The sequence below is a fragment of the Acinetobacter legionensis genome (assembly GCF_048551735.1).
GTDB lineage: Bacteria > Pseudomonadota > Gammaproteobacteria > Pseudomonadales > Moraxellaceae > Acinetobacter.
Genome location: NZ_JBIMBV010000006.1, coordinates 137,410 through 162,469, shown reverse-complemented (window position 1 = coordinate 162,469; position 25,060 = coordinate 137,410). Strand labels below are relative to the sequence as shown.

At 36.1% G+C, this 25,060-nt stretch carries 29 protein-coding genes; 7 read left to right on the top strand and 22 right to left on the bottom strand.

The window, feature by feature from the left end:
• Nucleotides 1-92 precede the first annotated feature (92 nt).
• The 5 genes from ACG9ZL_RS07495 to ACG9ZL_RS07475 all read right to left on the bottom strand — a co-directional run bounded on the left by ACG9ZL_RS07495 (nucleotide 93) and on the right by ACG9ZL_RS07475 (nucleotide 2,865).
• On the bottom strand, nucleotides 93-308 hold the full coding sequence (locus ACG9ZL_RS07495; protein WP_419359605.1) for a hypothetical protein: 216 nt from the start codon (nucleotides 306-308) through the stop codon (nucleotides 93-95).
• A 358-nt stretch (nucleotides 309-666) separates the two neighbouring features.
• Complete coding sequence (locus ACG9ZL_RS07490) at nucleotides 667-873, bottom strand: hypothetical protein (protein WP_419327793.1); 207 nt, start codon at nucleotides 871-873, stop codon at nucleotides 667-669.
• Nucleotides 874-943: 70 nt separating this feature from the next.
• On the bottom strand, nucleotides 944-1,171 hold the full coding sequence (locus ACG9ZL_RS07485) for a hypothetical protein (protein ID WP_336954224.1): 228 nt from the start codon (nucleotides 1,169-1,171) through the stop codon (nucleotides 944-946).
• 100 nt (nucleotides 1,172-1,271) lie between these two features.
• Nucleotides 1,272-1,487 (bottom strand): cold-shock protein, encoded by a 216-nt coding sequence (locus tag ACG9ZL_RS07480; RefSeq protein WP_336954225.1) that lies wholly within the window; start codon nucleotides 1,485-1,487, stop codon nucleotides 1,272-1,274.
• Between the two features lie 1,048 nt (nucleotides 1,488-2,535).
• Complete coding sequence (locus tag ACG9ZL_RS07475; RefSeq protein WP_419327821.1) at nucleotides 2,536-2,865, bottom strand: YcgJ family protein; 330 nt, start codon at nucleotides 2,863-2,865, stop codon at nucleotides 2,536-2,538.
• A 193-nt stretch (nucleotides 2,866-3,058) separates the two neighbouring features.
• On the opposite strand from ACG9ZL_RS07475, the gene ACG9ZL_RS07470 reads away from it, so the two are divergent.
• Nucleotides 3,059-3,454 (top strand): transposase family protein, encoded by a 396-nt coding sequence (locus tag ACG9ZL_RS07470; RefSeq protein WP_419359602.1) that lies wholly within the window; start codon nucleotides 3,059-3,061, stop codon nucleotides 3,452-3,454.
• Nucleotides 3,402-3,878: a transposase gene (locus ACG9ZL_RS07465; RefSeq protein WP_419359600.1), complete on the top strand. Its 477-nt coding sequence runs from the start codon at nucleotides 3,402-3,404 to the stop codon at nucleotides 3,876-3,878. The genes ACG9ZL_RS07470 and ACG9ZL_RS07465 overlap by 53 nt, the downstream gene beginning before the upstream one ends.
• A 279-nt stretch (nucleotides 3,879-4,157) precedes the next feature.
• Here the strand turns inward: ACG9ZL_RS07465 and ACG9ZL_RS07460 are convergent, their stop codons facing one another.
• The 5 genes from ACG9ZL_RS07460 to tkt form a co-directional block, all read right to left on the bottom strand.
• Complete coding sequence (locus ACG9ZL_RS07460) at nucleotides 4,158-4,400, bottom strand: hypothetical protein (protein ID WP_336954229.1); 243 nt, start codon at nucleotides 4,398-4,400, stop codon at nucleotides 4,158-4,160.
• Nucleotides 4,401-4,538: 138 nt separating this feature from the next.
• The gene (locus ACG9ZL_RS07455) at nucleotides 4,539-4,982 is read right to left on the bottom strand and encodes a hypothetical protein (RefSeq protein WP_419359598.1); all 444 of its coding nucleotides are present in this window, start codon (nucleotides 4,980-4,982) and stop codon (nucleotides 4,539-4,541) included.
• Nucleotides 4,934-5,530, bottom strand: a complete 597-nt coding sequence (locus ACG9ZL_RS07450) for a hypothetical protein (protein WP_419359596.1) — start codon at nucleotides 5,528-5,530, stop codon at nucleotides 4,934-4,936. Before ACG9ZL_RS07450 ends, ACG9ZL_RS07455 begins: the two co-directional genes overlap by 49 nt.
• A 383-nt stretch (nucleotides 5,531-5,913) precedes the next feature.
• Nucleotides 5,914-6,192, bottom strand: a complete 279-nt coding sequence (locus ACG9ZL_RS07445) for a hypothetical protein (RefSeq protein ID WP_336954232.1) — start codon at nucleotides 6,190-6,192, stop codon at nucleotides 5,914-5,916.
• A 718-nt stretch (nucleotides 6,193-6,910) separates the two neighbouring features.
• The gene (gene tkt, locus ACG9ZL_RS07440; protein WP_419359594.1) at nucleotides 6,911-8,899 is read right to left on the bottom strand and encodes a transketolase; all 1,989 of its coding nucleotides are present in this window, start codon (nucleotides 8,897-8,899) and stop codon (nucleotides 6,911-6,913) included.
• A gap of 569 nt (nucleotides 8,900-9,468) precedes the next feature.
• Here tkt and metK point away from each other — a divergent pair.
• On the top strand, nucleotides 9,469-10,635 hold the full coding sequence (metK, locus tag ACG9ZL_RS07435) for a methionine adenosyltransferase (protein WP_004719464.1): 1,167 nt from the start codon (nucleotides 9,469-9,471) through the stop codon (nucleotides 10,633-10,635).
• Nucleotides 10,636-10,892: 257 nt separating this feature from the next.
• On the opposite strand, the gene ACG9ZL_RS07430 is transcribed toward metK, so the two are convergent.
• Nucleotides 10,893-11,144: a hypothetical protein gene (locus ACG9ZL_RS07430; RefSeq protein ID WP_336954235.1), complete on the bottom strand. Its 252-nt coding sequence runs from the start codon at nucleotides 11,142-11,144 to the stop codon at nucleotides 10,893-10,895.
• Between the two features lie 294 nt (nucleotides 11,145-11,438).
• On the opposite strand from ACG9ZL_RS07430, the gene ACG9ZL_RS07425 reads away from it, so the two are divergent.
• The gene (locus ACG9ZL_RS07425; protein WP_336954290.1) at nucleotides 11,439-11,627 is read left to right on the top strand and encodes a hypothetical protein; all 189 of its coding nucleotides are present in this window, start codon (nucleotides 11,439-11,441) and stop codon (nucleotides 11,625-11,627) included.
• Here the strand turns inward: ACG9ZL_RS07425 and ACG9ZL_RS07420 are convergent.
• A complete protein-coding gene (locus ACG9ZL_RS07420) occupies nucleotides 11,624-12,253 on the bottom strand; it encodes a LysE family transporter (protein ID WP_166782296.1) in 630 nt (209 codons plus the stop codon). The genes ACG9ZL_RS07425 and ACG9ZL_RS07420 overlap by 4 nt on opposite strands.
• 475 nt (nucleotides 12,254-12,728) lie before the next feature.
• Nucleotides 12,729-13,295 (bottom strand): FxsA family protein, encoded by a 567-nt coding sequence (locus ACG9ZL_RS07415; RefSeq protein ID WP_336954236.1) that lies wholly within the window; start codon nucleotides 13,293-13,295, stop codon nucleotides 12,729-12,731.
• Between the two features lie 311 nt (nucleotides 13,296-13,606).
• Here ACG9ZL_RS07415 and ruvC point away from each other — a divergent pair, with 311 nt between their 5' ends.
• Nucleotides 13,607-14,152: a crossover junction endodeoxyribonuclease RuvC gene (ruvC, locus tag ACG9ZL_RS07410; protein WP_336954237.1), complete on the top strand. Its 546-nt coding sequence runs from the start codon at nucleotides 13,607-13,609 to the stop codon at nucleotides 14,150-14,152.
• 110 nt (nucleotides 14,153-14,262) lie between these two features.
• Here the strand turns inward: ruvC and ACG9ZL_RS07405 are convergent, their stop codons facing one another.
• The 5 genes from ACG9ZL_RS07405 to ACG9ZL_RS07385 form a co-directional block, all read right to left on the bottom strand.
• Entirely contained in the window at nucleotides 14,263-14,604 is a 342-nt protein-coding gene (locus ACG9ZL_RS07405) for a hypothetical protein (protein ID WP_336954238.1), read from the bottom strand.
• A complete protein-coding gene (locus ACG9ZL_RS07400; protein ID WP_419359592.1) occupies nucleotides 14,597-14,851 on the bottom strand; it encodes a hypothetical protein in 255 nt (84 codons plus the stop codon). The genes ACG9ZL_RS07405 and ACG9ZL_RS07400 overlap by 8 nt, the downstream gene beginning before the upstream one ends.
• Before the next feature lie 66 nt (nucleotides 14,852-14,917).
• Nucleotides 14,918-15,481, bottom strand: a complete 564-nt coding sequence (locus ACG9ZL_RS07395) for a hypothetical protein (RefSeq protein WP_419359591.1) — start codon at nucleotides 15,479-15,481, stop codon at nucleotides 14,918-14,920.
• 50 nt (nucleotides 15,482-15,531) lie between these two features.
• Nucleotides 15,532-15,804: an acylphosphatase gene (locus ACG9ZL_RS07390; RefSeq protein WP_419359589.1), complete on the bottom strand. Its 273-nt coding sequence runs from the start codon at nucleotides 15,802-15,804 to the stop codon at nucleotides 15,532-15,534.
• 7 nt (nucleotides 15,805-15,811) lie between these two features.
• Nucleotides 15,812-17,287: an NAD(P)H-hydrate dehydratase gene (locus ACG9ZL_RS07385; RefSeq protein ID WP_419359660.1), complete on the bottom strand. Its 1,476-nt coding sequence runs from the start codon at nucleotides 17,285-17,287 to the stop codon at nucleotides 15,812-15,814.
• 46 nt (nucleotides 17,288-17,333) lie between these two features.
• Here ACG9ZL_RS07385 and queG point away from each other — a divergent pair, with 46 nt between their 5' ends.
• Entirely contained in the window at nucleotides 17,334-18,428 is a 1,095-nt protein-coding gene (gene queG, locus ACG9ZL_RS07380) for a tRNA epoxyqueuosine(34) reductase QueG (RefSeq protein WP_419359587.1), read from the top strand.
• Between the two features lie 305 nt (nucleotides 18,429-18,733).
• Nucleotides 18,734-19,723: a biotin synthase BioB gene (bioB, locus tag ACG9ZL_RS07375; RefSeq protein WP_336954246.1), complete on the top strand. Its 990-nt coding sequence runs from the start codon at nucleotides 18,734-18,736 to the stop codon at nucleotides 19,721-19,723.
• A 110-nt stretch (nucleotides 19,724-19,833) separates the two neighbouring features.
• Here the strand turns inward: bioB and ACG9ZL_RS07370 are convergent, their stop codons facing one another.
• The 4 genes from ACG9ZL_RS07370 to ACG9ZL_RS07355 all read right to left on the bottom strand — a co-directional run bounded on the left by ACG9ZL_RS07370 (nucleotide 19,834) and on the right by ACG9ZL_RS07355 (nucleotide 24,982).
• Nucleotides 19,834-21,726, bottom strand: a complete 1,893-nt coding sequence (locus tag ACG9ZL_RS07370) for a M48 family metalloprotease (protein WP_419359585.1) — start codon at nucleotides 21,724-21,726, stop codon at nucleotides 19,834-19,836.
• Between the two features lie 85 nt (nucleotides 21,727-21,811).
• A complete protein-coding gene (gene purF, locus ACG9ZL_RS07365) occupies nucleotides 21,812-23,356 on the bottom strand; it encodes an amidophosphoribosyltransferase (protein WP_336954248.1) in 1,545 nt (514 codons plus the stop codon).
• 24 nt (nucleotides 23,357-23,380) lie between these two features.
• Nucleotides 23,381-23,974, bottom strand: a complete 594-nt coding sequence (locus tag ACG9ZL_RS07360) for a CvpA family protein (protein ID WP_336954249.1) — start codon at nucleotides 23,972-23,974, stop codon at nucleotides 23,381-23,383.
• A 3-nt stretch (nucleotides 23,975-23,977) separates the two neighbouring features.
• Nucleotides 23,978-24,982: a quinone-dependent dihydroorotate dehydrogenase gene (locus ACG9ZL_RS07355; protein WP_419359583.1), complete on the bottom strand. Its 1,005-nt coding sequence runs from the start codon at nucleotides 24,980-24,982 to the stop codon at nucleotides 23,978-23,980.
• Nucleotides 24,983-25,060 lie beyond the last annotated feature (78 nt).

Below are 25,060 nucleotides of genomic sequence, written 5' to 3'. Positions count from 1 at the left end.
TTATTTATAACTAATTTACTTGAGTCAGTTTTTGTACGATTGTTCTGCAAAATATTTCTAAAATATCAAAGCCCCTTACGGGGCTTTTAAACTTATAACTTCTCAACCAAGACACGATCAACCTGTTTTAAACCAGAATGCTTTTCATAGTTTTTACGGCGGATCTTAATCAACTTATCTTCTTGAAAATCTTGTAGCAGTAACTCAACAGCAACCATAGATTCAAGCGGCAAATCCTGCCCAATCCACTTTTGCTCACCTGCATCCATCAAGGTAATTTCATCACTAATTTGTTCATAAAGGCTCATATTTTCCTCACTTATGGGATATGTATCACCATGTTTCATGAATACCCAATGAATGGCACAACTATATACCTATTGCAAAAAACTGCTACTAAAATTTAGTTAATTTACAAACCAAGTTCACAAAATAAAACCGCCCCAATTGGGGCAAATAATTTGCTTATAAATCAATTAAATAATTTAGAATGTTGCAATTTTGTTGCACTTTCACGGAAATAACAAATTTCAAATAAATTTGAATACGTTATAAATACACTAATATTTTTAAAATGCAAGTTGAAATAAGCGATGTAAATACCTGCTTCCACTTTAATTAAGGTATTTGCTCTTCATCCCCTTTAAAACACTAAATTCATTATAACTAAGAGATTTTATCAATTTTAAAAATTTTACCAGTGAGCTTACTTTGAAAAAACATTTCAAAACTCGGTCGTATGTCTTCGCCTTCAACTGTAATGTATTTTAAATTTGAAAAACATTGGGTATTAGCGAAATAATTATCCACGGTTGCCTGAATGAGATATTTAATTCCAAACTGGTCTTTAACACTGATACTATGTTTAAGCATTACAATATCCTAATAAAATTTTGGCAGAAATGAAGAATCCACCTAAGTTTTCAGTAACTAATTGAGTTTTTTAAATAACTCTATCATTTAATTTAAATAGTTGATTTAAAGAGGCATAGAAGGTCCGTCCATCTAAATTCAAATCAACTTCAATTCCAGAGGAAAGAAGAACTCTTTTTCCAACCTCTACTGTTTTAAAGCCTTCACGTGTGTTTTGTATTTTATTTAGAGGAATCAAAGACACAAGAATTTCTGTACCATTTTTAGATTTTGCAATTAAATCATTTATTTTTAACAATTTACATCCTAAATTTAAACTTATTAACAATCTTAAAATTAATTTTAAGAGAAAATAAAAAGCACTAATTAGTGCTTTTCTTTTTACTATTTACAATTACTTATACAGCAACAATATTTATAGCATTTGGGCCTTTTTGACCTTGTGCAATACTGAATTCAACGGGTTGACCTTCAGCAAGAGTTTTGAAGCCAGAGCTAGCGATTTCGCTAAAGTGAGCAAAAACATCTGGACCTGATTCTGGCTGAATAAAACCAAAACCCTTGGCTTCATTAAACCACTTAACAGTACCTTTCATAACATTTGAATTAGACATAATAAATCCTATTTTTTAAAAATTTAGCCATTTTATTGACTATTCTGTAACATCGAAATAATAAAGAATGGAGCTTAAAATCTGAAAAAAACGAAGGATTATGACTAATACTGCGGTACTTAGAGAAGATTTACCAAACATGACTTTTTCTAGTTAAGTTTATTGTACACCCAAAACAAAAATAATCAAGTTTTCTTATATATATATTAATTTTATTTATAAAAGTTCTTCATAAATGCTTATAGTTATTAAAATTTAATGTTAAAATTTCATTTATTAACTTACACTTACGATTATTTTTGCTTTATTATTTCTACAAATAAATAATTCTTTTCATTTCATGACATATCTAATATACAAGTCTCTAGAGATAAATGTTACAATATAACAATTAAACAATGAGTTTTTCATGACAAATCAATATCTTAATAGCAAATTCTATGTTTTAATTTTGGTCTTATTTATATCAATTATGACGACTAATGTAATTCATAATGATTTTTCTGATACTTTATTAACTGTAATCAACAGTTTTATAATTATAAAAATCTTACATGTATTATTTATTCAACTCTTAAATACAATCTTTGAAATATGCAATCCATAGTCCTTTAAAGTTATAAAATTTCTACAATTGTCTTTTGTAATTTCATCTATATTGATAAATTAATAGTTGCCCTTATCATATCTAATTTGATGTAGATAATCATTCTTATTTTGTTTCATATCAGATAACAAAAATTTATTGAATAATTGATTTCATAATCATGGGAATATACAAATTTCAATGATTATTTCTTTTAAAATTTTATGTTCACTCAAAATAATTTCTATATATTGGGTTCTTTTCAATCAGAAAATTTCATCTGTTCCAATTTGTGCCCATTAACTTCAAATTAAATTTGCTTTGCCTTTTGTAACGGCCTTGTTCTTGGTTTATTTTATGGTTTTCTTTTTTGCTAAGAATATTATATTGGTTAATTTCCACATTTCGATCATAAAAGAGCTCACCTTTAGACGAGCTCTTTAAGTTATTTATGACAAAGAACTATTTATAATTAAAAAGCTTATCAGTCATGCTTTTATCAACTTTACTCCTATGTCCGTTCTCAAAATATCGATCTACATGACATCTTTTTGTATTTGTATCACAAAATACCCCATTAGAAAGTGTAAATGCTGATGTGTCAAAATTGCTTTGTGAAAAAGCTTTACTCGCTTTCTTAGTCCCTAAATATTTGGCCGTAAGGGATTTTGATACACCTTTCTTATCAGCACAAATATATTTATCACAAATCACACCTTTTTTAGGTGAAAAAACACTAATGCTTGTTTTTGCTATCACTGAAGAGCTGATGATTAAACATGTGCAACCAATGAGATTAAGAAATCCCTTATAAATTTTCACTTTTGATCCTAAAAAAATAAAGCAAAATTATAAGTTCAATCTGATTAAGGATAAACAATTATTACTTTTAAACTAATATATAAATAAAAAATTACATTATTGAGTATTGATGAACTTGTCAAAAAATAGATTAAAATTTAAGATTTTCAAGCATAATCTGTATATGAAATATCTCAACTTAACAAAGCTTTCTGATTCCCAGTTTAAGCGTTATACAGGCATATCTCGTTCAACATTTTCTCTAATGGTTGAACAAATGCAGATGCAAATTCCATCTAAAGGCAGACCACCGAAACTGTGTCTTGAAGATCAAGTACTACTCTGTTTAAGCTATTGGAGAGAATACCGAACCTTATTTCATGTTGCTGCAAGTTACGGTGTATCAGAGCCAACAGCTTCCAGAATTGTTCGTCAAGTTGAAGTTAGTTTAAACCAGTCAGGTTTGTTTAATTTACCCAAAGATATCCCCGAAGGTGAAGGTATAGACTGGAATGTGGTGATTGTAGATGCTACTGAAACTCCAATTCAAAGGCCTAAAAAAACAGAAAAAAAGCTATAGTGGTAAGAAAAAGACTCATACGCTTAAAGTACAAGCGATCATTCACTGTAAAACTCAGCAAATACTAAGTTTATGCATGAGCAAAGGCGCTGTATATGACTTTGAACTGTTCAAACGCAATCTGCATTTAGTCCCAACAAATTCATTTATTCTGGAAGATAAAGGTTATCAAGGGATTTATACTATATATCCCAATAGCTTGTTACCGTGCAAGGCTAAAAAACGTTGTGAATTAGATCCTTTACTAAAAACATATAATCGAGAAATTAATAAAAGAAGAATAGGGATTGAGCATGTATTTGGAACATTAAAGACTTTCAAAATCCTTGCAGAGCGATATCGAAATAGATGGAAAAAGTTTGTCTTAAGGTTCAATTTTATTGCAGGAATTTATAATTTAGAACTGAGTAAAAGTGAGTTATGAAAGAAGTCTATTTCAGAAGTAACATCATTAACAATAGAAATAAAAATGCCAAGATTCATAGTGCAATTTCGAATTGCATAAAGAATTGTATCTACAATATCTACTACTTCATCTGAAATTTGACTTCATCAACTAAAATAGAGGTTTTGTAGAGGGCTTTAATTACATCTACATAATGTTGGCGTTCTTCACGTGTCATTCATTTTCTCCTGACATAAAAAACCGCCTTTCGGCGGTCATGGTGAATCCATCAAACTATTTGACGGATAAAATTTATTTTTAGTTAATTTTATTTAAACAAAAACTTTGAGCACTACTGCTATCTTTATAATTAAGCTGATTATTGAAACAAGTACAATATTGTCGGGACTTTGTATATTTTACACTCTCAGGAATATTTACTCCTATACATTCCTTTTCAATACCGCCAGATTGAGATAATTGTAATTCACCTTTAACTAATAAAATAAAAAAACCAATACAAATAAATATGACAAATAGAAATAAATATTTATTTTTCATGATTATCTCAATGCAATGAACTCTAGGTCGATACTACTAAATTCAGCCTGTTAATTGAATTATAATTTATAAGCTTTAGAAAATAAAAAAGCCCACTAAAAGTGAGCTTTAAATTTAAAACTATTGAAAATCATATTCTTACTGTAAAAGTAAAAATTCTTGTTCTTCTGTTGTTTGATTCATCCCAAATTGCAACATTGAATCTTGGATTGCCTTTAACATTAATGTTCTATTAGCAGGATTAGACTGATCTATTTCGTCCCAATTATGAGGATTCCAACCATTTTGTGAAGAAATTTGATCTGATTTAATTTTCAAATTTTCTAAAGTTTTCTTAATAAATAAATAACCTTTTAACTTGTCATCCTTAAACACCTTTGTGCCATCTAGGTATGTTCGGTTTATTAAATTTGGCGGAAGATTTAGTTGACCATTTGTTGTATCAGAAAGTACGGCTAATCGACTCCATAATTGATTGTATGGTACTTCATAAACCTCTGCTGTTAATTTTTTTTGTTCTTTTGGCAATGGAGTTAGGCCATCTCCATTTTGAGTACCCGATCGCAAAAGACTTTCAGCCATTTAGCCATTCCTTCAAGGTACCAGCCACCTTTAAATTGATTATAGTCATATTGATAAAGATGAAAAATTTCGTGCGTTCCTGTAACCCAATAATCTCCAGTAAAACTCTCAATATTATTTCGAATATATATGTTAAGAGCACATTTACCTTCTTTGGTTGGTTTATTAATAAATATTGAAGGATTTTCATACGCTACACCATTGCCAGTTAAAGCTGCTAAATGGATATCAATGAATTTTGCCGCACCCGCGTATCGTTCACTATTTAAAGGATGAACAAATCTAAGGCTAGTTAAAGCTTCTGTAGTCGCATTAGCTTGTATTGCTACATTTTCAACATAGTCTGGAATACCATTATTATTAAGATCAGTTTGATTTGGTATATAATCAGCATTACTTGGATTTGATGAGTAGAAAATTCTAAACTCACCTGATTTATAAACACTATTTAAAGTAGGAAGTGTTGATGTTGACGTACCACATGTTACAGCCGCATATATATGATTAGACATAAATGCTAGCACTAAGCCACTTAATATATTTTTCATCTTTTTACCTTTTAATAATTTTGAGCTTGTCTCATCCTGAATAAATAATTAACAAGAATATATGTAAAATATTTAACCTATATAAATCAAATAATTATTCCATCTTCTAGTTTTAAAATAAAAGCAACATAGATAAATTTCAATATTCATGCGTATTAAAGTAAATAGAAATGAGTAAATAAACTTCCATATAATTTGAATATAAATTTTTTTAATAAACAACAGTTAAGTATAGTGTTTTAAATTATCTAAATAAAAGTGGTCTTAGGTTACTGATCTCACCGTTTACTCATATAATTTCCAATTTTTCTACAGTATTATAATATCTGTTTTTATTTGTATTTCTAAAAAGCAAAAAGCCCACTTAAAAGTGAGCTTAATATCTAGCGGATTACCATAACTTTGCCCACTATAACAAGAAATATGCCATATACCCTGTGCAGGGTCAAGCAGTGTGCTTTATATTGAATAAATGGATACCTCACATTTAATGCATCTAAGCCACACTTCACATCAAAACAAGCATCCCTTTCTGCGCGAGCAATAACTGGCATATCCACTGTACCTGATTTAATAACCATTTGGGGCCATGAACTGCTATAAAAATATCGATCAACTATAGCATCCAGCCATTCATCCAATGCTTCAGATTGACCTTGCATATCTAAGATCAGTCGCCGTACTGCTCTTGCTTCATTGTCTGATATCTCACAACAATGCTTGTTCTTCTTGGGGATTAAGACTTTTGAATCATCATTAATCCAATCAGCAATAACACGCTCTCTATGCTCTGATTATTTAGGTATGGACGCATCCTTGAGTGGGTTACTACCTAACCATATTTTTGTTTCTATGCACCATGCAAAGAAGCCTTGAAACATTATTAGATCACGGCGAACAATTGCCCTCCTTAACGGTTTCTAAACGCAATTCCCTCCATTTAACAAGCATTTCTTTATCTACATTTATCAAAGCCTTTGAACAGTCCATATTTTTTAAAGATGTAATTTATTCTGGTGATTTCTTGGGATGCACCTTTTTTATTTATAGATACATTTTCTCGATATTCAATCAGAGCATCTTTAAAAACTATATGTTTAAAATTTTGCACCTTTTCATTTTTCAAGGTGACCTCAAGTTCTTTGGCCCAAGCTTTTGCATCTCTTGCAGTATCAAAAGTTTTCGATTTAGGTGGATGGGGTTTTATTCTAACTGTTGCTGTTACGCTGCCATTTCGCTTTTAAAAAGTTGCCAGCTTGTTACCCTAGAATTAATAATTCAGTTTTAAGGAAAAAAAGCCATTGTCTGTTATTTTAAAAGATTTAACAAAGGTAAAAAAACGCCCCTGTTGGGGCGTTTTATATTTAAACAATGTAAGAATTAAGCTGTCAATTCTTTTACAGCGCCAACAACTGCTTCAGTGGTAATACCAAAGAATTGGAACAAATCTTTGGCTGGTGCAGACTCACCGTAAGTTGACATACCAATGACTTTGCCGTCTAAACCTACAAATTTCCACCAGTAATCTACATGTCCAGCTTCAACTGCAACACGTGCACGGATATTTGATGGTAATACCGCTTCACGATATGCAACATCTTGCTTAACAAATTCTTCCGCACATGGCATAGACACCACACGCACACCCTCAAGTTGTGCATATGCTTCCATCGCCAATGAAACTTCTGAACCGGTCGCAATGATGATCGCTTTTAATTCACCTTTTTCTTCAGCCAATACATAACCACCTTTCACAACATTCTCAATCTGAGCTTGAGTACGTGTTTGGAATGGTAAGTTTTGACGAGAGAAAATTAACGCTGTAGGGCCTTCGTTACGTGTTAAAGCAGATTTCCAAGAAATAGACGCTTCAACTGTGTCGCATGGACGCCACGTATTTAAATTTGGTGTACCACGTAAAGATGCAATTTGCTCAACAGGTTGATGTGTTGGACCGTCTTCACCTAGACCAATCGAATCATGGGTATAAACATGGATCACACGTTGTTTCATCAATGCAGACATACGAACTGCATTACGAGCATATTCCATAAACATAAGGAATGTAGCTACATAAGGAATGAAACCACCATGCAATGCTACACCATTGGCAATTGCAGTCATACCAAACTCACGCACACCATAATGTACATAGTTACCCGCAGGATCAGACTCAACCCCTTTCGCGCCTTTCCAAAGTGTAAGGTTTGAACCAGCCAAGTCAGCAGAACCACCTAAGATTTCAGGTAGTAAAGGGGCAAATGCTTGAATCGCATTTTGGCTTGCTTTACGTGTTGCAATGGTTTCACCTTTTGCATTCACTTCAGCAATATAAGCATCCGCTTGTGCCAAAAATTCTGCTGGCAAGTCACCATTGACACGGCGTTTTAACTCAGCCGCTTCTGTTGGGTATTTTGCAGCATAGGTTGCAAAAACGTCATTCCAAGCAGCTTCTGAGGCTGAACCCTTTGCTTTTGCATCCCAAGCTGTATAAACATCGGCAGGAATAACAAACGGCTCTTCTTTCCAGCCCAATGCTTCACGAGTTAATGTAATTTCATCATTACCTAGTGGCGCACCGTGGCAATCTTCTTTACCTTGTTTGTTTGGCGAACCTAAACCAATAATCGTTTTACAGATAATCAACGTTGGTTTCGAGCTTTCTGCACGCGCAGCAACTGTTGCAGCTCGAATTGCATCTGCATCATGACCGTCTACACGAAGTACTTGCCAACCATAAGCTTTAAAGCGTTCTTCTGTATCATCAGAGAACCAGCCTTCTACTTCACCATCAATAGAAATACCGTTGTCATCATAATAAACAACGAGTTTTCCAAGACCTAATGTTCCAGCAAGTGAACATGCTTCATGGGAAATACCTTCCATTAAGCAACCATCACCCAAGAAACAGTAAGTGAAGTGATCTACAACTTGAATATCTTCTTTATTAAATTGTGCTGCTAAAGTTTTCTCAGCAAGTGCAAAACCTACAGCATTGGCAACACCTTGACCAAGTGGACCTGTTGTCGTTTCAATCCCTGGTGCATAACCTAATTCTGGGTGACCAGGAGTTTTAGAATGTAACTGGCGGAATTGTTTAATATCTTCAATAGAAAGATCATAACCCGTTAAATGAAGCAAAGCATATTGCAACATTGAACCATGACCATTTGACAATACAAAACGGTCGCGGTTTGCCCATTGTGGGTTGCTTGGATTATGGTTTAAAAATTCACGCCATACGACATCAGCGATATCTGCCATCCCCATTGGAGCACCTGGATGTCCAGAATTAGCTTTTTGCACAGCATCCATAGCCAATACACGAATTGCGTTAGCTATACGACGTTCATTCAGCGGGGTTGTCATAAATCAGAGTCCAATAAATTAAAATATAGGAAGATGAATAGAAAATTCAAAAACTGGGATGTATTGTCTTAAAAAAAGCGATCAGGGTAAAGACTTAAGTCTATATTTATCCGCTTAGGTTGCAAATTAATTAAAAAATATACTGAATAGTCTTAAATCAACGTTAAAAACGGTCTTTTTTCTTATTCACATCGAACATCTCAACATCAGCAAAACAAATTTGATTATGTTTAAGCGATGCAGTTACATTCGGACATTCTTTCACCATCCAATTCAGTCTAAATTTTGAAAAATTTCATGCTGATCATTATTCAATAGAACAAGATCTCGCTAAAGCGTTTCACGCGATAAAAAATCATGATAACTTGAATTCAAACTGCCACACTTTTGGTGATTTGCCCAGAAACAATACCCAATCGCAATCTTTTATCAATTTTACTCATGAGCATATCAATTAAAAACACATGAAAATGAATTTAATTCATGCATTTTAGTCAGGTAATGCTAGTCCTCAGGCTGAAGTCGATGTAACATATTGCGTCTTTATAAATTACTGTGATAGGACTTTCATGCGCGAGTATGCTGTTTTTACTTCGGAATCTGTGAGCGAAGGCCATCCAGATAAAATGGCTGACCAAATCAGTGACGCTATCTTGGATGCAATCTTAAAAGAAGACCCATACGCTAGGGTTGCATGCGAAACATTAGTAAAAACTGGTGCAGTCGTTCTTGCAGGTGAAATTACAACGACTGCAAATGTCGATTTTGAAACTATTGTCCGCAATACCGTAAATGGAATTGGCTATCACCATACCGATTTAGGTTTTGATGGTTCAACTTGTGCTGTGATTAACATGGTGGGTAAACAATCACCTGAAATTGCACAAGGTGTAGACCGTCAGAAACCAGAAGACCAAGGTGCAGGTGACCAAGGTTTAATGTTTGGTTATGCAAGCCGTGAAACTGATGTGTTAATGCCAGCACCGATTTCATATGCACATCGCTTAATGGAAAAACAAGCTGAATTACGTCGTAATGGCGCTCTACCGTGGTTACGCCCAGATGCAAAGAGCCAAGTAACATTTGCCTACGAAAATGGCAAACCTGTTCGCTTAGATGCAGTTGTTCTTTCAACTCAGCACGATCCTGAAATTTCGCAAGCCAATCTTAAAGAAGCTGTGATTGAAGAAATCGTGAAAAAAATTATCCCTGCTGAAATGTTCCATGCAGGTACTAAATTTCACATCAACCCAACAGGGTTATTTGTGATTGGTGGTCCAGTGGGAGACTGTGGTTTAACCGGTCGTAAAATCATTGTAGATACTTACGGTGGTATGGCGCGTCATGGTGGCGGTGCTTTCTCGGGTAAAGACCCATCAAAAGTTGACCGTTCTGCAGCGTATGCAGGCCGTTATGTTGCAAAAAATATTGTTGCAGCAGGTTTGGCGGATAAATGTGAAATTCAAGTGTCTTATGCAATTGGTGTTGCTGAGCCGACTTCCATTTCGATCAACACATTTAATACCGGTAAAGTATCTGATGAATTGATTATCCAATTGGTTCGTGAGCATTTTGACTTACGTCCATACGGTATCACCCGTATGCTTGACTTGATTCAACCAATGTATAAGCAAACCGCTGCTTATGGTCATTTTGGTCGAGAAGGTTCAGATACTGCATTTACTTGGGAAAAGACAGATAAAGTTGAAGCGCTTAAAGCTTCTGCAAATTTGTAATTCTAGCCTAAGATCTAAATCTAAAAAAGCTCGCAAATGCGAGCTTTTTTATTGAATTAATGCTATCGGGATGAATACCTCAAAATTTTTCCTCCTCTACTCCACTGAATATCTATATGTTAAATATTCTATCGATATTTATAACTTAAAACAGCTCTAATGGTTAGTTTATTTTAATCATTAGCATGATCTAATTTTATTGTTTTTAAAAAATCAAACCTTTATACAATTAAACCTACCATCTACACGTACATGAATTATTGGCCATCTGATTTAGAATCTGGCTGTAACACACTCAATAAAGAAACTTGTGCTGGGGTTTCTGTATTGTGATTTTGCAAATAAATATGCCCCACTTTAAACGTTACTGCTGCAATCAAACAAGCAACCAGACAAAACGTCCATAATCCATATGGGCTTTTAATATGTTGAGAGCCACATTTTGGACAAACTTTTTGTGTTGAACTGACCGCTTCATCACAACAAGCACAATGATATTGTAGAATCATATTCAGATCTCCTTTTAGGCACTATTATTGTTTTTAATTATTACACTACAATTATATCCATATATGTAATGCAAAAAATCTGTTTCTTTTTTTAGTGTACATGATTCGCATCTTTTGACAAGACAAATTTGTTTCAATATATTCTTATATAAATTCAACAACTTAAATTTATATAATAAAAATAAATGATTATAAATCAATACTATCTAATTGTGGATCATTCATTCAATATTCTGTATCACACTGATTCAGGCTATAATCTACGAAGTGAAAGAAATTGTTTTGGAGATTATTTTGGTACAGCTGATTAAAAAAGGCGGATTAAGAGAACGTGCAAATCGCAGTCGTAAATACACGCAATCTGAGAATAATATGAAAACCTTAGATCCGCATCGGTATACCACTCAAGATCCGAACCACAGTCGCAATGATCAACCGTCACAAGAACAGCTTTTAAAATCTCAACCACATCCTGACCATTAAAACATTTTCAAAACATCGACCCACAGGAAAATAGCAAATAATAAGAAAAAGCTTCCTGAAACAATATCGATATAACTTCCAGATTTTTGATAAATGCGCTTAATTTTAGGAATTGACATGATCATCATCAATAGGCTGAAAACTAAAAATGTTTGAATGGGAATAATCACTGCCAATTGCGGTTTTAAATCTGCACCTGCTGTTGAACTCAATGCCAATGAAAAAACACTACTGAAATAAATCACAATCTTAGGATTAGCTAAATTGGTATAAAGCCCTAATAGAAAATAGTTTTTAGGGGGCTGCTCGATCACGCCATCTAAATTGGTATTTTGTTTAAGTGTTGCAATGCCGCCTCTCAACATTGCATAGCCCATTTTGGCAAGGAACAGGCCTCCGATCAGCATCAAGACCTGTTGAATCCACGGCCATTGTTCCAATAAAACCGTAAAACCAAGCAAAGTTAAAGCAACCCATACCACCACACCGGCAGAGATGCCTAGAATGATTTTTAAAGTATTGGCACGTGTTGTCGATGCTGAGCTTTTAGCGACAAGTAATACATCTGGACCAGGACTCAACTGTGCAACAAAGTGTAGTGCACAAATAGTCAATAACATCGACATAATAAAATCTTAGAAATTGTGACTCAGTGATTATATCGTTTGATCAAAAATATGTTTAAGAAATTATGCTTGCTTTAGGGTTTGTTGACATTTCATAAATGGCTTGCGTTGTAGGTTAAAATTGAGCATGAGACGTATACGTCGTAAAGCATGAAGAGAATAGCGAGACTATTTTCGAGTTTCATAACGAAGGCTGAGATAATTTTAGCCATAACCCTGAGCAAGAACAAAGCACGGCTTTGTTTGCAGCGCAAGGCGCAGCGGGGACTAGCGTGTTTTTTGCCTCTACGTCGTTACCTTGCGAAACGATGTTTCTTATCATTTAGAATGACTAAATTTCGTATTTCGTGCCTAGTATCGCCTAAAAAAACTCATAGTCGCAAACGTAGACGAATTGTCCACAGACCCTATGATTTCAGGCATAAAAAAGCCGAATCATTGATTCGGCGTTCTATTCAACATCGTAGACTGTATTTTACTTTTTATTTATATCTTTCAATTCAATTTGTTTATGCTGCGGTTCAACTTCATGCGCTTCACCATCAATAATGGTTGAATCACGATGTTGCCCAGATTGCTGGTTTTGCATATCCTGCATTTGACGCATCAAATCTGCAAATGGGTTTTGACCTTGAGCACCACCCATGTCCCCCATTCCACCCATCATATTGTTCATCATGGCTTGTTGCTTTTTCGCCATATATTTCATACCTGCATTTTTAATTGCATTCTGTACAGGTGGAAGAATAACCAGTAGCGCCAAGACATCGGTGATTAAACCTGGAATCATCAACAAAATACCCGCAAATGCTGTCGCCATTTTTTTGGCAATTGCAGGATCATTCCCCATCATTCCTGTCATTTGCATTTGTTGTAATTGCGGCATAATTGTTGCGGTACTTGAGCGCAATAAGTTTAAACCAATTACAAAAGCAATGATAAACCAGAAAAATACGTACCAACCGCTAATGAACTGGGCTACACCAATCCATACAGCAATTTCAAGAATCGTACCAATTAAAATAATAGGAAAAAGTTTCATCGAAACAAGGCATCTCAAAGATAAATTAAAAGTGAGCTTGAAAATTCACATATAAAAACAATGAATTTCGTTGCTTCTATCATTTATATGGGCAGTTAAAAAATTTTAAAGGGTAATTTTGTGTTCTAACAGCGATTTTGTATATTTGTGCAATTTATTGACTAAGGTTTTACAAATAATGAGCACCCTCGCACTGTGCTTATAGGAAATAATACTGATGTGTACTTTGATTATACAACTAAGTGAAAATTTTACTTACAATTCATTTTTAGAATCATATAATTGAAGCAAGACTTACGATAAGCAGTATTATGCCTTTAATTATTGGAATTGACCCCGGTTCACGCTTAACAGGTTATGGCATCATTGAAAAAGATGGTCAAAAACTTACTTTTGTTGATGCTGGTACAATTCGCACTGAAACAACTGAAATGCCTGAGCGACTCAAACGAATTTTTGCTGGAGTTGAACGCATTGTTCAGTTTCATGGCCCTACAGAAGCTGCTGTAGAGCAAGTATTTATGGCACAAAACCCTGATTCTGCTTTAAAACTTGGGCAAGCGCGTGGTGCTGCAATTGCCGCATTGGTCAATTTAGACTTACAAGTTGCAGAATATACAGCTCGTCAAATTAAACAATCTGTTGTGGGCTATGGTGCTGCAGACAAAGAACAAGTTCAGTTGATGGTGATGAAGTTACTCAACTTATCAATCCAACCCCAACAAGATGCTGCCGATGCACTCGCTGCAGCAATTTGCCATGCCCATGCTTCTGGCAGTATGAGCAAACTAGCTGTACTGAATGCTTTAGGCGGTATGGCTCGTGGGCGGAGTCGCAATAGTAGTCGTCGACGTTAATTTATATACTCCACCAAAACGCCTCGCTCTACCCATGTCTAAGCCCAAGCTATATCAGTCATAAAGGTGAATTCAAAGCGTTTTTATTTATTGAGATGGTACAGCCCATCTCAAGTTAAATAAGGCAAAGTATCTTTTCGAATCTCACGAATACTGGGCTGCTTCGTATAGGTTGCAATTAACATTTTTCCAGAAGTTCTTAAATTTTTCTTCTGTTCAGAATCAACACGAATCAACACCAACTCTTCAGGGATACGTGGATTACTCCCTTCTCGACATATTATGAAATTTTGATTCCGTTCAAGAATGGTATAACTTGGAAATTCTTTTTGCAACTTTGCTTTAAATGACAAAGACTTATCTTCTTTTTTTCCACTATCGAGTTGGGTATAAATAATCAATACCAAACACGCAGCAAATACAATTCCAACAACTAAATATTTATCAATCATGTAATTTCACTCGAATATACTTCTGCTGTTTTTCATTATACTGATAAACATGGGTTTCATTTATAGGCACAATTTTAGCGATATCACCAACATAGATTTGTTGCGTACCAGAATAGTGAATTTCAATATCGTACAAACCCTCATGCTCAGTGCTTAAAAAACGATAATCAGCTTGTGTATTGTAGATTTTATCACTTCCTGTCACTTCATTGTCATTCCCAATTTCTGCAACTTCCAATTTGACCATTGCAGGGTTTTCATCAAATGGGATGATATAGAGCGTGCTCGTTGAATAGCCTTGTCGACTATAGGCTTATTCTTCAACATAGCCTTTTATTCTCGGACCAATTTTTCGAATATTTTTAACTATATTTTCAGTCGGATAAGGCAAATAATTAAAATCTGCATTCATCCAACTATTTTCATCCTGACTCTGGCTCACTAACTCAAATTGACCTAAAGCATTTTTCTTAAATAGGTAGATTTTAGTAAATGTTGCGCATACACCACAAAAGTTTAGTAGTTCATTATTTTTATCTATCGAAACTTCTGTCGTACTTATAAGATAGCGCAACTCATTTTGAGCATTTTGATAAGCACTCGCAGGGCTAAATACAATTACAGCATCATCACGATCAAAGACATGGGTATATTCGGGATTTTTAATCCCGACATACTGTATGTTACTCTGATCTAATTGAGGGATTTTGACATATTGGATCTGTTTTTGATAAAAAGACTTCATCACAGTTTTAAAGTCCAAATTTTTTAAAGCAATCTTATTCTTATTCGTCACAGCATCTACTGGTTGTGCGACAAGCTCAGTATGAATACCGCAAATCAAAATACAGCTTAATAAAATTTTGTTGATCATCATATGTAATATTGATTGATATCAGTATGTGGTTGCTATTCTAAATAATCTCTTTAACGAATCATCTTAAAATCAGTATAGTCTAAACCATGATTAAGGTTTTGTTGTTCAATACTGCTCACATCAGCACGTAACGGACCAACATAGCAATGACGAATCAAACTTAAAATCGCTTGTTCATCTCCGATCACAACAGCTTCAACCTCTCCTGTAGTTAGGTTTTTCACATAACCTTTTAAATCCAATTGTAAAGCTTCTTTTTCAAACCACCGACGGTAACCTACAGCTTGAACTTTACCACGAATTAACAATTTAACCGCTTTCATCGCAAACTCACTCCTCACAATGATTGACCACATAGTACACAGCATCACGCATTTGCTGTGCCTGTAAACCGCGCATACCGTTTTTTGCGAGCCTATCACCTGCCAAAGCATGCAAGGTGACAATTTCATGTAAATGAATATTTTCATCAAACTGTGCTTTTAAACTAGCAATCATTCCTGCAAGAACATCTCCCATTCCACCAGTGCCCATGCCTGCATTCCCCGCAGTACAGATCCATAGATGTTTTTCTAAAATCAAACTTCCAGAACCTTTAAGTACCCACTGGCCTGAATATTTTTGCTGAAGTTTTTGAATCGCAGCAATACGATCATGTTCAATTTCTGCCACTGAGCAATTTAATAATTTAGCAGCCTCACCAGGATGAGGGGTCAGGTAAGTTCGTTGATTGAGTTGAACAGCTTGTTCAGCTAAAAACCATAAAGCATCAGCATCTAAAACCACTTGTAGCTGTGGGTTTAATTGAATAGGTGAAAACCATTTTGAAAATTGTTGTTTTGCCCAAGCATCACGTCCTAAACCCATGCCAAAACTAACAGCATCCACATGGCTTAATAAATCTTGAATATCTAAATCATTTAAAGCATTGATATCTCTCAGCATGATATTAGGAGAGCGTGCCAGAATTGCAGTGTGATGTTTGGCATGGCATACAATCGTGACCTTTCCTGCACCCGCACTAAATGCAGATTCAGCAGCTAACATGACTGCTCCCCCCATCTCTGCATGCCCACCAACTACCAAAACATGCCCATAGCTGCCTTTATGACCAAACGCTTGGCGTTGTGGCAATTGGATCTGTTTGGGTGACAACTGTGCGACTGCTTTTAATTGCGAGTCTACTGGGACGACTGAAATGAGCTCAATTTGCCCCGTATATTCTCGACCTTGTCCTGTAAACAAACCCGCTTTAAGGCCTAAAACAGTCAATGTTTGATCTGCTTTTACCGCCACAGGTAAAGGTTGTCCTGTATTGGCACTTAAACCGCTCGGAATATCAATGGCTACTTTTAAACCTGATTGGGTATTATAGTGTTGAATAATCGCTTGCAATGCATCATCCAAATCACGATTTAAACCAATACCAAACAATGCATCAATATGACAATCAAACCGCTTTTGGATATTAAAATGTGGATGGATTTTGAGTTGATCTGCCTGTGCTAATTCAATTGCCGCCTTCAACTGCTGAGAATGCCCTGCTTCAGTTGCAAATATTTCGACTTGATAACCGTATTGATGCAAATAATGAGCAACACAATAGCCATCACCAGCATTATTTCCCGCACCGCACCACAGCGCAACAGTAGTAATTGAGGGAGAAGCTTGTTGAAACAAAATATTTAAGTGTTGCGCAATCGACCAAGCCACCTGTTGCATTAAACCAAAAGTGCTATTTTGCTGAGCAAACCAACGCGCTTCCCATGCTTGTATTTCACGGCTGTGATAAACTTGCTGATGCATCATTCTGTCCTTTTCTTCTCACTATTTTATAGCGCATTGATTCATTATGTCGGCAACTTTAACTTCGCAATCCATTCCCTTGCAACAGCTTGATCTTCAAGAACTAAAGTCTTGGATCAAACAACAGGCTTTGCAACTGGGCTTTGCTGATTGTGTCATTGCTCGTCCTGATGCTCAAGCTGAATTACCACGATTTAAAGAATATTTAAAACGCGGATACCATGGCGATATGAAGTTTTTAGAAGAAAATTTAGAAAAAAGAGCGGATCCCACACTACTGGTTCCAGGCACGAAAAGTATCATCTGTGTACGAATGAACTATTTGGTTGAAACACCAAAACCACGTTATGTCCCAGATGAACCCAATTCAGCCATTATTGCCCGTTATGCACGTGGACGTGACTATCATAAAATCATGCGTGGTCGGTTAAAAACCTTGGCAACCCTCATTAAAGAAAAAGTTGGTCCGTTTGAATCTCGCCCCTTTGCGGACTCGGCACCAGTATTTGAAAAATCACTGGCAGAAAGTGCAGGAATGGGATGGACGGGTAAACATACTTTATTGATTCATAAAAAATCGGGTTCCTTTTTTGTTTTAGGTGAATTATTTACTTCACTTGATTTACCCTTTGATGAACCGTCAACGCCTCATTGTGGTTCATGTTCAGCCTGTATCGATATTTGCCCAACACAAGCGATCGTTGAGCCATATATGCTGGATGCGCGTAGATGTATCGCCTATTTAACCATCGAATATAAGGGAATTATTCCTGAAGAGTTAAGACGTGATATTGGTAACCGTGTTTTTGGCTGTGACGATTGTCAACTGATTTGTCCTTGGAACAGTTTTGCCAAAAAAGCCTCAATTGAAGACTTTAATCCACGTTATGGCTTAGACAATATTAATTTATTAGATTTATGGCAATGGGATGAGCAAACCTTCCTCAACTGTACTGAAGGAAGTCCCATCCGACGTACAGGCTTTCAAAGCTTTATGCGCAATATTGCAATCGGCTTAGGTAATGCACCGTATTCAGCCCAAATTATTACAGCTTTGACCCAAAATAGAGCCCTACATGATGAAGTTGTGCAAGTCCATATTGATTGGGCTATTAAAGAGCAAAGCTCTAAACAAGGCTAAATTCAAGCTCATTTATGCCCTTAATTTGTGCCAAATTATAATTTTCAGATCGTTACAAAGTTCGTAATTTTTGAATATTTTAATAACCAATACACTGAAGTTAACAAAAATTAAAGTTAAAATTTTGTGAGTAAATCACAAGAAATGTGATTAACTTTGCAACTATATTTATAATTTTAGTTCTCTATACTCTTGATCATTTTAATCGTAAGATACCATCATATTTGTACTTTTTTGCCCTATAGAATTGGCATGAATTATGTATTATATACAGGGATAGATAATGATTATCATGGATTTAATTAATGACAGTACGTAATGACTGGGCTCGTGAAGAAATTCAAGCTTTATATGAACAGCCTTTTTTAGACTTAGTTTTCAAAGCACAGCAAATTCATCGTGAACACTTTGATGCCAATACCATCCAAGTCAGTACTTTACTTTCAATTAAAACTGGTAAGTGCCCTGAAGATTGCAAATATTGTTCGCAATCTGCACGCTATGATTCAAAATTAGAAGCTGAAAAACGTATTGCGGTTGATAAAGTAATCAGTGAAGCAAAAGAAGCCATTGAATCAGGTTCTTCGCGTTTTTGTATGGGTGCAGCATGGCGAAACCCACATGAGCGTGATATGCCTTATGTCCTCGAAATGGTGCGTGAAGTTAAAGCCTTAGGTTTAGAAACCTGCATGACACTGGGTATGCTTAACCAATCACAAGCTGAACGTTTACATGCAGCAGGCTTAGATTATTACAACCATAACTTAGATACGTCTCGTGAATACTATTCACATATTATCAGCACCCGTACTTTTGATGATCGCTTAGACACCTTGGATCATGTTCGTAATGCAGGTATGAAAGTCTGTAGTGGCGGTATTGTTGGACTGGGTGAAAATCGTAATGATCGTATTGGATTATTACATGAATTAGCAACCTTGCCTGTTCATCCTGAATCTGTACCGATCAACATGCTTGTCCCAATTGAAGGTACGCCACTTGCAGATGTTGAAAAACTTGATGTCACAGAATGGATTCGTACTATTGCGGTTGCGCGTATTATCATGCCACACAGCTATATCCGTCTTTCTGCTGGCCGTGAATCTCTCACTGACTCAGATCAAGCTTTAGCCTTTATGGCAGGTGCAAACTCGCTATTTAGTGGTGAAAAATTATTAACCACACCGAATGCAGGCGAAGGTAAAGACAAACAACTGTTTAATAAGTTAGGTTTAAAAGCAGAAAAAGCCAAACCAACAGTGGCTGAGCTTTCTGTCGATGCCATGGCGAGTTAATTCAAAGTTTCGTGAACACCACTTCAGAAAAAAGGGGTGTTCGCGTTTCCCATTTGATTCTTTTTATTATACTTTCTATGATTACGTCACTACAACTTACTTTACATTTGTTAAATAATCATCACACTATTCTTTTTCTGCATTTGATCTACGATATCATCTGTGGCAAAGCCAAGTCGCCAATACAGCAATTGCAGTACATCTAGTTCATCTTGCGTAATAATTCGATCATTCCACAAACAAATTTCAGCCACGCCCAAAATACTTAGGCGATCACGTAATAATAACCCTGCAATATCATTTAAGATTTCTCCCAAATCAATAGGTTCATCTGAGATTTCCTCAAACAGTTCTAACTCATCCTTAGACAAAACCCGTTCTAAAATCTCATAACGTACATCAAGCTGATTGGCACTGTTAATTTGCTGTACGTGCAGTAATGCATCAATCAAGCGCACAATTTGCGGCTTCACCGTTTCCAATGATGAGGGTGTATGCATCGGCAGCAAATGCAATTCAGCCTTTACACGTTCAATCAGCAATGCATCTAACAAACCAATCTCGCCATCTTCTTGAATAATTTTCGCTAGCTTGGTCACAAATTGACGTGCACTGGTCGCAGGCATATTACCAAGATTTTCACAGGCATCATGGAAAATTTGAATATGCACCCGACCATCTAAATTCAAAAGTGAGTCAATAATTGCACGACTCACCTCTGCATCAGATGGAATAAATTCGCGATACTGTCGAATCATTAAGATGGCGACCATCACCTCACGAGAACCCGTTGCTGTTTGCATAGCGCGCTGAATCAAGTCAGAACGCTCAATTTGACGGCGTACTTCTGGATTTAAAGGCTTAATTGCATCGTTTAAAGCAAAACTAATCGGCGATAATCGTAACAGAGGTAGCGGCTGTGGAGATACCCACGGGTTATAAACATCTCCTGTTGATTCTTCCAAAGGTCGCAACAAACTAAATAAAGGCTGACTGCGTAATTTTTTTAAATTTTCGAGCTGTAAATCCTGTAATAGTGTTGGATTTAACTCATAAATACGGTCTTCAATACTTGGATGGATATTTAACCAACTTTGCGGACTTAATGAATTAGCAAAACACATATGCGCAATGGCTTCTGAAAACTCACTATGAATTTGAGAACCTGCGTGATGCACATAGATCCGTAATAACGTTTGTACATTGGCATTATTTAACAATAACTTTTTAGTTTTATAATCGTTATAAAAAGTACGCCCCCCTAAAGTGAAATATTTAATCAAACGATTAATTAAAATCCCCATACTACCTAACAGCCAAATCACGCCACCAACAGCAACAAAACTGGTTTCAAATTTATGCTGATTTCCCTTGGCGTTATAACGATTAAAACCCTGTTTTGCGATTTTACTTCCCAACTGGCTAAAGGTAATTAAACCACTATATAAAATTTTAAGTCGGGTATTTTCACGTGCTTCACCTGACAAAATTTGATTAAACTCATGACCGAGCAAACCATAAAGTTCTAATTCATCCAAGTTCTGTAATGCACCCCAAGTCAGGATAATCACTGTATCTCTTGGATGGAATCCAGCAGTTAATGCATTAACCCCAACTTCATCTGGCAAAACATATAATGTAGGTGCATCAATTTCAAAAGTCTCCGCAAATTTATCTGCTAGTTTTAATGCTACACTTTCTTCAGGTGTGCTTTCAATTTGACTTAAACGACGGGCTTTTAATTGCTTTGCAAGTGAATGACCACCTGTACGGAAGACATAAAATTCATATGCGATTGACCATCCAATAATGACAATGATCAAGCCTACACAGTATGGGCTGAGAATATTCCACCAAATCTCTTGATCTGGGTCTGCATAGTGAACCAGCAACCCTAAAACAGTATTTAGAATAAAAATCGTCAAAATGACCGCAAGTAAACAAATACTTGCAGACCACAACATATTTTTGTTTTTTATCAAATAATGACTGACATCTTTCAATGTAAAATTCCTCATTACATTGCAAAATACTATAAATGAAAAAAGCGGGAACTTCCCGCTTTTTCTCAATGTAAATCAAAGTTGATTACATTTCCTCTTTGATACCACTCAAATCAACAGATGCAGCATCTATATTGACATCAATATAACCATCTTTCTCTTTTTTAGCAGTATCACTACGACTTTGCTCCAGATCAGTTAAATATTGTTCATCAATATCACCTGTCACATAAACACCATCAAACACTGAACAATCAAACTCTTGCACTACAGGAACCTTACTGGTTCTTACTGCAGCTTTTAGATCATCCAGGTCTTGAAAGATTAAACGATCGGCGCCAATGATTCCCTGTATTTCTTCGACACTACGATGTGAAGCAATCAATTCTGCTTTTGCTGGCATATCAATACCATACACATTTGGATATTTCACCATAGGTGCAGCAGAGGCAAAATAGACTTTTTTCGCACCAGCATCACGTGCCATTTGAATGATTTCATTACAAGTCGTACCACGTACAATCGAATCATCAACTAACAAAACGTTCTTACCTTTAAACTCAAGCTCTACAGGGTTGAGTTTTTGACGTACAGATTTGGTACGTTGTTGTTGGCCCGGCATAATAAAGGTACGGCCAATATAACGGTTTTTCATGAAACCTTCACGGAATTTCACACCCAGCATATTCGCCAACTCTAAAGCAGAAGTACGACTTGTATCTGGAATTGGAATCACTACGTCGATGTCATGCATGTCACCCCATTCATGAAGAATTTTCTTCGCAAGGGTTTCACCCATTTTCAAACGTGCTTTATATACCGAAATACCATCAATTATTGCATCTGGACGCGCAAAATAAACGTATTCAAAAATACATGGGCGGTAGCGCGAATTTGCAGCACACTGTTGTGAAAAGAATTCACCTTTTGAATTGATAAAGATCGCTTCACCAGGCTCAATATCACGCTCTACCTTAAATCCTAATGCTGTTATTGCAACAGATTCCGATGCGATGATATATTCTGTTTCACCATTTTCAGTTAAACGTGAACCATAAATAAGTGGACGAATACCATTCGGATCACGAAAACCAACAATGCCATGCCCTGTGATCATTGCAACGACGCCATAAGCACCTTTACAACGCTCATGCACACGTTTAACCGTATGAAAAATATCATCAGGCATTGGCGTTAATGATGCACATTTTTGCAATTCATGAGCAAAAACGTTTAACAATACTTCTGAGTCTGAGTCCGTATTCATATGACGTAAGTCAGTTTTGAATAAGTCATCGTGAATATCAGCTGCATTGGTTAAGTTACCATTATGAGCCAAAGTAATCCCATACGGTGAGTTTACATAGAAAGGCTGCGCTTCTGCACTACTTGAAGAACCAGCAGTTGGATAACGCACGTGACCAATACCATAGTTACCGAGTAACGCACGCATGTGGCGAGTATGAAATACATCACGTACCATACCATTATCTTTTCTTAGAAAAAGACGTCCATTATGACAAGTCACAATCCCAGCCGCATCTTGCCCACGATGTTGTAACATCGTCAACGCATCAAATAACATTTGGTTTACAGGTGCTTTACCTGCTATACCAACGACTCCACACATAACTACCTCGCAGACCAGCTAGGACTAATAAAACGGATTCTTTGTCGAATGTGCTGATTTTTCATCGTTTTGAATATCCGATGATCGATCAGTCTTCGTTACAGAAGCATCATCGGAACGATCTTCTGAATGTATATGATGTAATGCTTCATTTGCAGCATCTTTAGAGATTTCAGATGCCAAAGGTGCAAATGGTAAAAGCGTCTGAATGAATTTGGATTGTTTCCAAGTTGGAGAACTTTCAACCCACGGCCCTAAACCTTGCATAGTAATGAGGACGATGAACAAACCTTTCAAGGCACCCAAAGCACTTCCAGCTAAACGATTTAATGGACCGAGTTTTAAAGTTTTTAAAATCTGATTAAGTAAAGCAGTGACAATCCATGTTAAAACAATAATGACCAAGACAATAAAAGCAAATGCAGCAATTTTCTGCACCACAGGATCCTGACTGAGTGCAGACATTGAAGGTGCGATGATATTGGCATATTTGGCACCGACAATCAGTGCAAATATCCATCCTATCAAGTTCGCAAAGGCTTTCACGAATCCTTGTCGCAAACCGTTTAGCCCTCCAATGAGCAATAGAATCAGAATAATAATGTCTAAGGTATTCATATTTTAAATCATAGCGTCAACACAGTCTTTAATGAGTATAGGACCTGTATAGATCATACCACTATAAATTTGGACTAAGCTTGCGCCGGCTTGTTGTTTTGCAACAGCTTGTTCACCAGATAAAATTCCACCAACACCGATTAAAGGAATTTTCCCCTGCAAAATTTTTGAAAAAGCCGCCAAACATGCCGTGCTCTTTTCAAATACTGGCGCACCGGATAAACCACCCGCTTCATCACCAAATGGTAAACCTTCAACCCCCTCACGGGATAATGTTGTATTGGTCACAATCAATCCATCAATTTTAAACTGCAACAATTGTGATGCAATAAATTCAATATCTGAAGCTTCTAGATCTGGTGCAACTTTCAACACTAAAGGAACATAGTGTTGCAATTCTTCTGCCAACTCTAACTGACGTTTTTTCAGTGTTTCCAAAAGTTCAATGAGGGCATGGCCACTTTGTAAAGAACGTAAATTCTTGGTGTTTGGAGATGAGATATTAACAGCAATATAAGATGCGTAGTTATAAACTTTTTCAAGACAAACTAAATAATCAGAAACTGCATCTTCAACTGGTGTTGTGGCATTTTTACCAATATTGATACCAAGAATGCCTTTAAATTTTGCGGCTTTAACATTCTCAACCAATTGATCCACACCATCATTATTAAACCCCATACGGTTAATAATTGCTTTGGCTTGGGGAATACGGAAAAGGCGTGGCTTGGGATTGCCCTCTTGTGGTTTAGGCGTAATGGTTCCAATTTCAATAAAACCAAATCCTAAACCCGCTAAGGCATCGATATAAGCGCCATTTTTATCTAGTCCTGCTGCTAGGCCAACTGGATTTGGAAACTCAATTCCCATGCAAGTGACTGGTTTGGCAGCAACAGTTTGACGAATCGCCCCCATTCTATGGGCAGATTTAAGCATGGATAATGTGAGTTCATGTGCACGCTCTGGTGCTAAAGAAAACAACAAAGGGCGAGCAAGTGAATACATCATAGCTACAAAAGTCTACTGCTTTTTAAGTTGCCATATTATAGGCACAGTATGTTGAAAAGGCTATGCTTGAACTGTGTT